Source organism: Acetobacter indonesiensis (genome assembly GCF_000963945.1).
GTDB lineage: Bacteria > Pseudomonadota > Alphaproteobacteria > Acetobacterales > Acetobacteraceae > Acetobacter > Acetobacter indonesiensis.
In genome coordinates, this window is the sequence record NZ_BAMW01000078.1 from 1 (window position 1) to 12,860 (window position 12,860).

At 48.5% G+C, this 12,860-nt stretch carries 10 protein-coding genes; 3 read left to right on the forward strand and 7 right to left on the reverse strand.

Annotated features, from left to right (window positions below):
- Together Abin_RS14045 and Abin_RS14050 are read left to right on the forward strand one after the other, a co-directional pair.
- On the forward strand, positions 1-1,429 hold a 1,429-nt coding region (locus Abin_RS14045), incomplete at its 5' end, for a Hint domain-containing protein (protein ID WP_048848037.1).
- 17 nt (positions 1,430-1,446) lie between these two features.
- Positions 1,447-3,117 (forward strand): glycosyltransferase family 4 protein, encoded by a 1,671-nt coding sequence (locus Abin_RS14050; RefSeq protein ID WP_048848039.1) that lies wholly within the window; start codon positions 1,447-1,449, stop codon positions 3,115-3,117.
- Positions 3,118-3,224: 107 nt separating this feature from the next.
- On the opposite strand, the gene Abin_RS14055 is transcribed toward Abin_RS14050, so the two are convergent.
- The 5 genes from Abin_RS14055 to Abin_RS14075 all read right to left on the reverse strand — a co-directional run bounded on the left by Abin_RS14055 (position 3,225) and on the right by Abin_RS14075 (position 9,340).
- Positions 3,225-4,241 (reverse strand): glycerophosphodiester phosphodiesterase, encoded by a 1,017-nt coding sequence (locus tag Abin_RS14055; protein WP_084593670.1) that lies wholly within the window; start codon positions 4,239-4,241, stop codon positions 3,225-3,227.
- A complete protein-coding gene (locus tag Abin_RS14060; protein ID WP_158319921.1) occupies positions 4,241-6,967 on the reverse strand; it encodes a TonB-dependent receptor in 2,727 nt (908 codons plus the stop codon). Before Abin_RS14060 ends, Abin_RS14055 begins: the two co-directional genes overlap by 1 nt.
- A 95-nt stretch (positions 6,968-7,062) precedes the next feature.
- Positions 7,063-7,989: a FecR family protein gene (locus Abin_RS14065; protein WP_084593671.1), complete on the reverse strand. Its 927-nt coding sequence runs from the start codon at positions 7,987-7,989 to the stop codon at positions 7,063-7,065.
- Complete coding sequence (locus tag Abin_RS16210) at positions 7,961-8,527, reverse strand: RNA polymerase sigma factor (RefSeq protein ID WP_158319922.1); 567 nt, start codon at positions 8,525-8,527, stop codon at positions 7,961-7,963. The genes Abin_RS14065 and Abin_RS16210 overlap by 29 nt, the downstream gene beginning before the upstream one ends.
- 183 nt (positions 8,528-8,710) lie before the next feature.
- The gene (locus tag Abin_RS14075) at positions 8,711-9,340 is read right to left on the reverse strand and encodes a LysE/ArgO family amino acid transporter (protein WP_048848047.1); all 630 of its coding nucleotides are present in this window, start codon (positions 9,338-9,340) and stop codon (positions 8,711-8,713) included.
- Between the two features lie 72 nt (positions 9,341-9,412).
- On the opposite strand from Abin_RS14075, the gene Abin_RS14080 reads away from it, so the two are divergent.
- The gene (locus Abin_RS14080) at positions 9,413-10,318 is read left to right on the forward strand and encodes a LysR family transcriptional regulator ArgP (RefSeq protein WP_048848049.1); all 906 of its coding nucleotides are present in this window, start codon (positions 9,413-9,415) and stop codon (positions 10,316-10,318) included.
- A 12-nt stretch (positions 10,319-10,330) separates the two neighbouring features.
- On the opposite strand, the gene Abin_RS14085 is transcribed toward Abin_RS14080, so the two are convergent.
- Together Abin_RS14085 and Abin_RS14090 are read right to left on the reverse strand one after the other, a co-directional pair.
- Positions 10,331-11,296: a GlxA family transcriptional regulator gene (locus Abin_RS14085; RefSeq protein ID WP_048848051.1), complete on the reverse strand. Its 966-nt coding sequence runs from the start codon at positions 11,294-11,296 to the stop codon at positions 10,331-10,333.
- A gap of 19 nt (positions 11,297-11,315) precedes the next feature.
- A complete protein-coding gene (locus Abin_RS14090; RefSeq protein WP_048848053.1) occupies positions 11,316-12,827 on the reverse strand; it encodes an acetyl-CoA hydrolase/transferase family protein in 1,512 nt (503 codons plus the stop codon).
- Positions 12,828-12,860: the final 33 nt, after the last annotated feature.

Here is a 12,860-nt window from a genome sequence, read left to right on the forward strand (position 1 = left end):
CCTGCAGGTGCAGCAGGGGGGCAGTGCCAGCGGCACAGTCCAGCAGGGCGGCACGACGACGATCTTTGCTGGCGCGTCTGCCACAGACACCACCGTCACTGGTGGCACGCTCAATCTGGTTGAGAGCGGCACGGCGACAAACATTACAGTTAACAGTGGCGGTAAGCTGGACATACAGGCGAACAGCACAGCCTCTGATGTCACAGTGCAGAGCGGTGGTCAGATTGAAGTCGCAGGGAATCTTGCCAATGCGACTGTGAATAGCGGTGCCTCACTTTCTGTGACATCGACAGCGACGATTTCGGGTGTGGTTGTTAATAGCGGCGGTAGCCTGCAAGTGCAGTCCGGCGGGTCTCTGACTGGAGTGCATCTGAGTGCAGGTGGTTCTCTGGATCTGGGGTGGCTGGCATATGATAGTAGCACAACGGCTACCATCGACGGGGGGCACACCATTGATATTTCCGGGGGGAGCGTCACCAGTTCCGTTGCAACGCTGGATGGCGATTATAGCAATGATTTTTTCGTTCTTTCTGACGATGGGCATGGTGGCACCCTTCTTACGCTGGAAGAAGGCACACCCTGCTACTGTCCTGGCAGCTTAATTCTGACAGAAATAGGGGAACGCCCGGTCGAAACACTGGAAATTGGTGATCTCCTGATGACTCATGCCGGGGTGCTGCGCCCGATCCGCTGGATTGGCCGCCGTGCTTATGATGGTCGTTTTGCTGCCGGGCGCACTGATATCATGCCGGTCAGAATTTCTGCAGGTGCACTGGGCGATGACTTGCCGCGTCGAGATCTGGTTATTTCCCCCTTACATGCCATGTTCCTTTATGGCGTGTTGGTACCTGCGTATGTTTTGGTCAATGGAAAGACCATCAGGCAGGAACACAATGTTCCCGTTATTGAATACATTCACGTAGAACTGGAAACACACGATATTATTATTGCCGAAGGCGCACCGTCTGAAACTTTTGTGGATGATGGCAGCCGCGGTATGTTCCATAATGCGCACGAATACGGGGAACTTTACCCGGATGCAGAACCTGTTGCGCCACGTTACTGTGCTCCACGTGTGGAGGACGGTGAAGCGCTGGAAATTATCCGCCGGTCTTTGGCATCGTCTGAACAAGGTGCCGCGACGTCTGTAGAGCTCTACGTGGACAAAGTAAGCAGCAGCCGCATTTTGGGCTGGGCTTGGGACCCAACGCAGCCTGCTGGTCGGCTGCGCCTGAAAATCTGTGTGAATGGTGTTGTGCTTTGTTATGCGCTGGCAGACCAGTATCGTGCAGATCTGAAAGCGGCAGGCAAGGGAGACGGCTTCCACGCTTTTGAAGTGGATGTGATTGGCGGCCTGACGGACGAGCAGATTGCAAATCTGTCTTGCACGGTGATTGACGTCGTCTCATCGTCTCGTGCTGTGGCCTGATCCAAAGCCGGATAAGAATGAAAGCACCTTATATTGTCCCGGTACACCGCACGGTGTTACCGGGATATCTGGATATGGCAACGCGTACGCGTATTGCAGGTTGGGCTCAACCTGATCTAGGCGGAGAGCCAGCCGCGCTACAAATCCTCGATAATGGTGAACCTATCGCAAGGGTTATTGCCAATCAGCCTCGCCCAGACGTGGCGCAGGCCGGATTTGGTGAAGCCCGATGCGGGTTTGACCTTCTCATTCCAGTCGCTTTGCCTGTGCATGAGCGGCACGTCATTCAGGTTCGACGGGAAAGTGACGGGTCTGAACTGAATGGTTCCCCGATAGTTATTGAAGCAGCCAGAGCGTTCGATGAGGACTTACAAAGACTTGTGCGTCAGGCTGCACTTGGCGCACAGACGAACGCAGAACGAGAAGATACGTTAGCGTTCTTGGCCGATATTGCTGACAAAGTCATCACTGCTTATGCAAAGGCAGAAAGCGGGCAGGAACAAAGAGAGCATTATGCGCGTTTAGTGCGGCGTTACGGACCATCTGTTCCGCAGCAAACACGAACACCGCGTGCTCTGATTATTGACGAAATCGTGCCAATATTTGGCAGAGATGCAGGCTCGCAAGCGGTTCTTTCTCATGCAAAGAGTCTGCAAAATCTTGGCTATAGCGTTAGTTTTGTTGCTGCTAACGATTTGGCTCCTGAACCATCAACCTGTGCGCTTCTGGAAAAAAAGAGCCTGACTGTCTGGCATGCACCATTTTACAGTTGCGTTGAAGATGTATTGCACCGGCAGGCCGGATCGTTTGATGTGGTTTATCTGCACCGCATTGGTATAGCGACGCGGTATCTTGCGTTAGCCCGCCATTATCAGCCGGGTGCAACAGTGCTGTACAGTGTAGCTGATCTTCATCATCAGCGTTTGACTGGACAGGCCGCGTTTGAAAAAAGACCTGAATTACTTGCGCTCAGCCGGTCTGTGCGATTGCAGGAGTGCACGGCTGCATGGCAAGCCGATGGTGTGCTGACTCATTCGCCAGAAGAAGCGGAATGGCTGGTTAAAGCTGTGCCCCAGGCACGCGTTGCCTGTGTTCCATGGTCTATCCCAATCCGATCTCCGGCAAAGAATTTTGAAAAACGCTCTGATATCGCCTTTATCGGAAATTATTCTCACGCCCCAAATCTTGATGCCGTCCGCTGGTTTGTTGAAACTATTTTGCCGGACTTGCGCGCAGAGTACCCGACACTGACTATTTGGTTGGTTGGTGCGCATTTACCGCAACATCTGTCTTGGCCCGAAGGGGTGCGGATTGTGGGGCATGTGACTGATCTTGATAAAGACGTTTTAGACCGCGTTCGCCTGACAGTTGCTCCGCTGAGATTTGGGGCAGGGATTAAAGGGAAGGTTCTGGAGAGCTTTGCTGCCGGTGTTCCGTGTGTCATGACCCCGACAGCAGCTGAAGGGCTGAAACTACCCAAAACGTTAGCCGGACTTGTGGCAAAAGATGAAAAACAGCTGAAAAAATGCATCCTGAAATTATATGCCAATACAGAAGCCTGCCAAAAGCTGAGCAAGAAACTTCAAGCCTACGTTAAGTCAGTGTTTAGTGAAAAAAATACAACACAAACTCTTCAGGATGCTATTAGATTGGCAAATAAAAAAAGAAAAATTACTGAAAATTCTTGAAAAATTATGCAAGGTGTAATATTGAAACAGATAGGTTTATGCTCTCCAGCCACCAGAAGGTGAATACTTTCGGGTAGCAGTATTTGTTGGCTCTACAGATATGCGGTTTACTGGACAGAAGAAGGCCTAAGGGCCGCCACTATGACATCGGGATAGTTCGTTGTAATTGCGTTAATTCCTAATGCGACAGCTTTGCTTGTTTCTGTGAGCGTATCGACCGTCCATACGCCAGTTTTTAAACCAATTTTCTGTGCCTGACTTACAAGGGGAAGGGTCGCATCATCTTTATAAGCATCTAACATCCAGCCGCCCTGTTTTTTTATATAGTCTGCGTACAGGGAATAATTGCTGACAGGTCCAAAGCCATCCGTCAGACGGTCAATAATTTTTTGCGGTGTCAGAGAAGTTATATCGATCCCAAGGCCCCTCATATCATTTGCAAACTCACGTGCGTAAACGAGAGGATCTCTAAAAATATAAACGGTTTTTTGTGTTGGGTCTATTGTGTGGATTAAATGAAGAAGTTTCCAATCGAATGAAATGATAGAAATTTTATCTTTAGCGGCATGTTTATGAATAATTTTTAGGATGTCTATTGCCAGAGTTTCCGCAGGATACCCGGCGGGAAGATCAAGTGCAGATTTTACTTCAACAAAAACTTGCGGATTATTGGGGCTCTTCGAAATAAGCTCAAGTGCATTATCCAGGTTGATAATAGTCTCTTGTTCTTGATTTTTCCTGAAAGGATAAGGTTTATCAGAAGGTGATCCAGATCGGCTCTGCCCGATACTGTAATTGGACAGTTCAGCGAATGTCAGATTTCTAATAAATGTTGTCCGCTTATCAAGCCAATGGTGATTCTGTTGTGTTTCATCAGGTTGAAGAACGAAGTCATGATGTAAAACTGGAATATGATCTTTTGTATCTTGTACATCAAATTCAATAATATCCGCTTTCACATCTAGCGCATGCAATATGGCCGAACGGGTATTATGAGCGTGATAAGCGGCTCCTCCTGCATGAGCTACAACCATGGTTTTTATTATGGATTGACATAATGCGGGGGCTGGCAGCATTCCCATGCTACCAGCACAAAACCAAATAGTGGCTAATGATTTTCGCATTAGAATTGGCCCGTTAAAGAAAGGCGGAAACTACGCCCCAAAATAGGACGGGCGAGGAAAACGCTATTATTCGATTGGGAACTTAACACTTCGCCTGAACGAGGATTCCCCTCGGTTAATCCGAGAGAATTATTCAGGTTCTGGCCAGACAAGTTGATGGTCAGATAGTTGCCAACCTGATACGCGGCACCAAAGTTAACAACTGTGTAAGAGGGAAGTTTCTGGCTGTTTGCGGCATCTGCATAACGTAGACCGTAATGTTCTACATCTGCCTGCAAAAGTAGTTTGTCATTGAATAAATGAAGACGTGGTGTAACGCGAAACATTACAGGCGGAACGCGCAGAAGATGGTTGTTACTATAGTCATTTAAGACGGGAGCATTTTGAGAAAGGGTCTGATAACGCAACCCTTTGAACCGGGCGTCTTGAGCTGTCCCTGTAAAAACAACGTCAAAATATCGGATAGGGCGGATAGTGCCCTCAAATTCGACCCCATATGCACGGGTATCAGCATTAATAGTCTGCTGCGTATACCCACCATTGGCAACATTAAAAACGTAATTATTAACCTGAAACCCATGATAATCCGTGTCGAAACCGGTGACATAGGCATCGACATAGCGCGAATTATATTTAACTCCGCCTTCATACATATTCATTGTCTGGTTGGCAGGAACAGCAACCGGATTGGTGATGAAAGACGCCAGACTGGGGAGACGGTAAGCGCGCGTAAAGCGTGCAAAGAAGCCCAGGTTAGGGTGTAGCTGGTAGTTAATGCCAATCGTCCCACCGAAATTATCGTAGACTTTATCATAATGCCTGAAAGCACCATTTCCGGATAAAACATTGGAAAGATAGGGCGCAGACCCTAAAGCGACACTATGGGTGCCTTCTACAGTCCCGGTGGCGCGCTGCACTTCATACCGGACACCTGCATCAAGACGGAGTTTTCGGGTAATCGCCCATTCGTCGGTAGCATATCCGGCCACATCAATGTCATGCCCCCAGCCATTGGCAAATTCAGAGCCATAACGGGTATAGCCATTTTGTGTCATGGAGCCCAAGACTGTGCCAGCGGCATCGACAGCATCTATATTCAGCGAGCGAGCGTGAGATGTCGTGTCTAAAAGCATGTTAGCGGAATAACGGTTGAAATCCTCGTTAAAATAGGAGGCAAACGCTCCCATAGCAATGTCATGATGCCCAAGGAAAGAAAGTGATTTTTCCAGTTTGAAGTCATTCATAACTTCGTGCTCGTTGACCCAGACAGCACGGAGAGAGGCATCTGTAACGTAATTATTGCCAGTCGTTGACGAAGAAAACTGCTGATTAGGATTATCAGCATAGCGAAGTTGCCAACCTGTGGCGCCGGCAAATAGAGTGTATGCTGTTGCAAGACCATTCAGTCTTGTAGTGGCATCAGTGACGGTGCTGGGGGAGAGAACCGTCCATGCAGCATTCATTGACCGGTAGCGGAGTGTATCAGTCAGATGCCATCCGTCAGCCAGATCGTGTTTGAAACCAGCCGTCACCTGATCAATCCGCATATGGATGCCGCTTTGCAGGTCAATATGCTTTGTGCTGCCACCGGGGCCAGGTAGATACGCATTGGCGAGGGCTTTAGAGGAATATGTTCCTGTATTGGCATTGAAGCCTGTGAGAGACGTTATATTCCCAGATTTGTCATATGTAACAGGAATGTCGGTAAAAAAGGCCGTTCGATCATCAAGGTGTTTATAATCAACAAAAAAACTGCCACCGTGGCTGAATGATCGGCTGACGTTCGCACGGATTTGTCCACCCGAATTTGCACGAAAACCGGGGTCGCGAACGCCATTTTCAACACGATAAAATCCGCCAAGGCTCCAACGCCACGGACCCGCTGGTCCGCCTAACCATGCGTCTGTACGATAAAGGCCGTCATCACCAAATGTTTGCTTGCCTACGCCCGAAAGTTTTTCTGTGCCGCGTTTGGATATGAAGTTTACCAGTCCGCCTGGTGCATTTTGGGCCACGATAGAGCTAGGACCACCACGGACAACCTGAATATTCCGCAGTGTTTCATCAATGCGGAAACTATCGTCTGCATTCAGATAGCCTAGAGCAGGGTCTGATTGCAGAGGAAGACCATCTTCTTCCAACTGCACTGACCCGTAACCATCAACGGGGATACCACGCGCACGGATATTGGCCCCGACTTCCCCGCCGGATGCTTCAACCCAAAAGCCGGGTGTATTTTTTAGAGCTTCCGACACAGACGAAATACTGCGCATACGCAGATCTTTCTGAGAAATGGTTGTAATTGCATAGCTCGCATCAATTTTTTTCTGATGCTTGCTGGATGCGCGCCCGGTGACGATAAGATTTTCTTCCTGTACAGCTTGCGTCGTTTGGTGCGGGACTGAAACCGGTTGGCTTGTGAGCACAATCAGGCCGCCTGCGTGTTCTGTCGCAACAACACCTGTTCCAGCGAGAATTTTCTTGAGGGCACTGTCCGGGCTCATAACGCCCGTGACGGGTGCAGTACGCACTTTCCCGGCGATTGTGCCTGCAACGGCAACGTGTAGACCTGACTGGCGTGCAAAGAGCGTAATTGCAGACGAAAGCGGTTGTGCAGGAATGGAAAAATGAACTTCGCTTGGTGTCGCAGCATCTGCGTTAGAGAGGAGGTAAGTGCTAATTGCGCTACAGCAAAGTAGGCTTAAACAAAGAGGGACATGACGCATAATAAGCATTCCTGAGTTGGATTATCTACTCAGGTGATGCTTGGAGAGCATGTTTTCTGCCACTGGAAATTGTTAAGATTTAAAGACAGGAAGGTTTAATAAAGGTCAATGCGTCCAGATGTTACCACCCCATCTATATGTAAGGTGGAGCGCACTGCATCAATGAATGTGTCCGGATCTTTCAGGGCAAAAGACCCCAGCAAAACAAGAGAACGCGCTTTGCCATGAACAAAGATTTTTTTCTGGTTGTATTTATTGAAAGTGGCAGCGACTTCAGACAAGGGTTGTCCGTAAAGTTCTACAATCCCCTGCGCCCAGTTGGTTTCTCTCGTTATTTCGTCAGGCAACAGTTTGCGGCGTGTCAGCTTTCCTGTGCTTGAGACACATAGCTCTTCGCCAGGAGAAAGAACAATAGGCTGATCGTAGAAATTCCTCATTATCTTGGCTTGTCCTTCCAGCAGAAGAAGGCGATTTTTTTCCACACTGAGCGAGCTTTGCAGCTTACCGCTAACTGTTGCATGAATATGCTCAAGTCTTAATTCTGCTGGGTGTGAGCATGAAAGAAGGCATCTGCCAGCAAGATGGTCGATAGATGTACCATATTTTCTGATTTGAGAGTAACTATCCAGGGAAACTTGTCCAATCTGGGGTATCTGCGTATCGAGGGTGTTATCTGTTGTGCTGTAGAAGCGCCCCATTTCATGTGATGTGCGTGGCAGCATGCACAAGGCTAAAGAGGCCGCTAATCCTGATATCACGTGCCGTCGAGAAACAGGAAAATCTGTTGTGACGGCGCTTTTGTTTTTCTCCGGCAGAATTGGTTTATCTGTTCGCAGTGCAACAGAGCGGCTTGTAGCCTGCCAGACCACTTCAGCACGGATTAATGCGCCTTTGTTACGGACGTCATTAGCCAGCCAGGTCTCTAATAAAGCCTGTTCCTGCTCAGTCAGGGGAGCATTCTTTTTTTTTGCTACCCAGAAAGATGCCGTTTCATTACGGTCTGTTTTTGTGTGATCTGCCAAGCGGGAGAGGCCTATACCCGATATCATGTTGCCGTTCTTGATGTCCGTAAGCGTCCCCGATAAGGCGAAGCGCTTTGGCTACCTGTTTGGCAATGATAGTTTCTGAAAGGTTGAGACGTTGCGCACATTCCTTGTGCGAATAACCGTGAATACGATGTAAAGTAAATATTGCCCTGCAACGTGGTGGCAGGTTGGAGATAACATGATTTAGAAATTCCAGCTCCTTTCGTGCTCCTACCGATTGTTCAGGACTAATTGTGTCGTGCCCTGAGCATTCATCTGAAAGATCTGCCAGAGAACTGAATGAGACAATTTGAGCACGTCGATAATGTTGAAGAACAATATTTCGAGTTATTGTGAACAAAAGCCTACGTGGGAATTGAATCGTCGTAAAATCGACCTTTGCCAGAATAACCCACGCCTCCTGAAGAATGTCGTCCGCGTCGATGTCCTTATATTTTGACAGCCAGCGTCTAACATCGGATTCATGAGGCAAAATGTTCTCAGCGAGCCATTTTGCCTGTTTGTCATTCAACACGTTGTCTGACCCTATGCCATATCCGGTTTTCGTATAGGCAGTTCAGGCTTTGGAAAATATTATAATTATATGAAAAATAAAAAAACGATGTCGTCACAAAGTTAACGGCTGGAGGCTGATCGGATCTGTGCTCAAAGAGCTATAGTGTTTGATACGGCCGTGTTAAAAAGAAGTAATTTGTTTCTAAAATATATGCTGACCGCCTTGCCAAAAGAGAAGTGCCGCAAGGAAGAGCATAATGCACCCAATAAGCATGTCTAAAACGCGCCACGCTTGGGGTTTGGCAAAAATGGGCTGAAGCAAGCGGGCTCCATACCCCAAAGAGGCGAACCAAAGAAAACTGGCGGATGCAGCCCCTGCGGCAAAAAACGGTCGTAATGCGATAGGTTGTGCGGTTGAAGCTGTGCCCATCAACAAAACAGTATCAAGATACACATGCGGATTGAGCCACGTAAAAGCTGCAACAGCAGCAAGCGCTTTCCCAAGAGAAACAGATTGCGCTTGTGTCACGGTCATACTGTCCTGGTTTTTAGCGCGTTGCAGGGATTTTAGGCCATACCATGCCAGAAACAGGGCTCCAGAAAGGGCAAAGGCCGTAGAAAGCTGAGGAACCCTGTTCAGGAAAGCGCCCATCCCACTTACGCCAGCAACAATCAGAAGAGCGTCCGATAGTCCACAGAAGAGGACAATCATCCCGACATCCTCTTTCTTCAGGCCTTGTCGGAGCACAAACAGATTTTGTGCTCCGATCGCGACAATGAGGGAGGCAGATAGCGCAAATCCAGCAAAGAATGGGAGAAGATAGCAGATCATAGGGGCGTCATAGAGAAATCCACATGATAAATAAAACTTGTTTTTTTCAATTCAATGAAGAAAAACTTAATCATGCTGGATTATGCTGCTCTTGCCGTTGTGAGTGCCGTTGTGAGTGAAGGCTCATTTGAAGGAGCTGCACGACTTATGGGTCTTACCCCTTCGGCTGTGTCGCAACGTGTGCGAAGTTATGAGGAACGCTTAGGTTCCTTGCTGATCATCAGGGGCAGCCCGTGTAGGCCGACGGATCTGGGGCGGTCATTATGTGCGCATGTTGATAGGGTGCGTCTTTTGGAAGCTGATATTCCTCACTTGTCCGAGGAGGCTGGAGGAGAAAGGGCGTATCCAGTCAGTTTAAAAATTGCCGTCAATGCGGATAGTCTTGCGACATGGTTTCCTGATGCTATGGCTTCATTCATCAAACAATCCGGTATTTTTTTAGAACTTTATGCGGAAGATGAAAGCCATACAGTAGAGCATGTTCGGTCTGGTGCAGTTATGGCAGCGATTACAGCGGATGCTGAACCCGTTACTGGCAGCAAAATAGTGAGGCTTGGGCATCTTCAGTATATTGCCTGTGCAAGTCCTGGTTTTGTTAAGCAGTTTTTCGCGAACGGCTTTACTCCTCACTCTTTTCAAACCGCGCCGTGTATCTGCTTTGATAAAAAGGATGGTCTGCAAAGCCGCTGGCTTCAGGCAACACAAGGGGTATCCGTACCCAAGCAGGTCCACTACGTGCCCTCTACTCAGGGCTTTCTAGACTTTATTTTGGCTGGGTTAGGGTGGGGACTGCAACCGCTTTCTCTTGCTCGGGATTATCTGAAGCAAGGACTGCTGCTTCCTCTGGGTTCTGATCATTTTATGGATGTGGATTTATACTGGGTCTGCCCAAGGTTGAAGAATAAGCTCATGGAAGACCTTACTCGCCATTTAATGCAGTACTGTGCTGCTACGACCAATTTGGTAGATAAAAAATAAAGATGTCTTTTGCTAGCGGCTGTGACCGAAGCGCTTTCTGTATTCTATAGGTGTGATTCCCAGGTGACGTTGAAAAACACGTCGTAAGGTTCGGACAAACCCAAAGCCAGAGTCAGCAGCCACAACCTTAAGAGGACTTCTGCCTGCTTCAAGAAGGCTACGGGCGATTGCCAGTCGTGTTTGTTCGACCCATTGCGCGGGGGACAAGCCAGTTTCCTGCGTGAAAAGCCGTGTCAGTTGCCGTCGCTCCAACTGCATAATCTCTGCCATCACGTCAACGCTGTAAGTGGCAGAGGGGTGTTCCATGATTTGCCGTTGTAAAGATTGGAGGGCTGATCTTCCCGCGGGAGACAATTCTTTCTGTCGGCTATACTGTCTTTGCCCTCCCGGTCGTTTGTAAAAAAGAATAAGCTGACGTGCGACATCACGCGCAATTTTTTCACCCAGATCTTCTCTCACCAGAGCAAGAGCCAGATCTAAACCGGAGGAAACCCCAGCAGCAGTACGAACCGGGCCATCTTCTTCCACAATGGAATCTGCATTGACCGTGATTGTGGGGAAGCGTTGTCGAACAGGGTCAACATCAGCCCAATGAGCTGTTATTTTTTTGTTATTTAGTAGGCCAGTTGCGGCCAGCGAAAACACCCCACCACAAATTGAACCAAAGCGTCGGGCCTGTGGTGCCGTGTCAGAAAGCCATTGTATGAACTCTGGTGCTGGCAAACTGTGTGCGGCATCTGGGGCGCCAGCAACCAGAAGGGTATCGATCGACAAAGGATTGAGGTCTTGAAGACGATAGTCTGCCTGTAAAGCAAACCCGCATGAACTTCGAATGGATTTCTGGGGTGCTGCAATAACAGACCGATAAACAGGCCGCCCATGCAGAGTATTTGCTTCGGCAAATACATCTGCCGGGCCAGCAATATCCATCAGTTGCACGTTGTCATTGACGACAAAGACAATCAGAAGTTCTGTCACGTGTTTCCCTTAACCAAGTTCAAGCTGCCATACTTCCCGTTTCTATATAACGCTGATGCCAAGCAAGGGCTGCGGGAAGGTGATGCGGGATATGTTGGCCAAAGGAATGTTTACGTGCCTGCTCAAAATAGTCTTCTAAAAGAGGACAATAATCAGGATGAGCGCAGTTTTTGATAATTTGCCGGGCGCGTTCTACAGGAGCCAACCCGCGCAGATCTGCTAATCCCTGCTCTGAAACGATAATCTGAACATCCTGTATAATATGGTCCGTGTGAGGAAGCATAGGAACGAAAGCCGAAATTTTGCCTCCTTTTGCTGTGGAGGGGGAAACAAAAATGGAAAGGAAAGCATTGCGGGCAAAGTCACCTGAACCACCGATGCCGTTCTGAATACGAGACCCCATAACGCAGGTTGAATTCACATTCCCATAAATATCGGCTTCAATCATGCCATTCATGGCAATAATTCCCAAACGGCGTATCAATTCAGGGCTATTACTGATTTCCTGCTGCCGAAGAATAATTTTCTCGCGAAAGAAAGATGCATTCTCGTTAATTCTCAAGGCAGCCTCTGGACTCAGCGAGAAAGAGGAGGCGGAAGCGACAGTCATACGCCCACTTTCCAACATGGACAGCATGCCATCCTGAATGACTTCGCTAAAACCAGTCAGATTTTCAAATTGGCTGTTGTTTAATCCTTCCAGGACGGCGTTTGCGATATTACCTACACCACTTTGAAGAGGTAGCAGAGAGGATGGAAGCCGCCCGTGTTTGACTTCATGTTGAAGAAAATCAAGAACATGAGCAGCGATTGTTCGCGCATTTTGGTCTGGTTCAGCAAATGGCGCATTCCGATCCGGTTCATCGGTTATGACAACAGCAGCGAGGCGATCAATATCTATGGGAAGCGTGCCTTTGCCAATACGGTCCCCCGGATGGGCGAGGGGAATGAATTGCGTATTGGGGGGCATACGAACATGCGGCCAGATATCGTGGATGCCCGCCAGTTCCGGGTTTTGCCATGTATTAATTTCAACAATAATTTTGTCGGCCAGTTGCGCCCATGTAGGACTATTACCGACGGAAGAACTGAGAATAAGATGTCCATCGGGTGTTACGCCAATCGCTTCTATAATAGCAACATTGGGCTTTCCATACTGTCCCTGACGGGCTTTCTGGGCGACTTGTCCCAGATGTGTATCTAGATAAAGAGTGCTTCCGTCATTGATACGCGCGCGAAGTGTACTGTCGCCGTTGTAAGGCGCACGGAAGGCAATGCCGTTTGCTTGGGCTAAGGCTCCATCTAACTGTGGGCCTGTTGAAGCTCCTGTCAAAAGACGTATGGAGAACTCTTTGCCCGCCGAATGGGCAGCAGTGATCCGCTTAGCCAAAGCTTCTGGAACAGCTTTGGGGTATCCTGCACCGGTAAAGCCACTCGTTGCGACAACGTCGTTATGGTTGATTAGGCTGGCAGCATCTTCTGTACTTGTAATCCGTGCAGAAAATTTTTCATTCCGTATACGATCTTTCATAATTTTTCTCATGGCAATTTATTAGTGATGCCC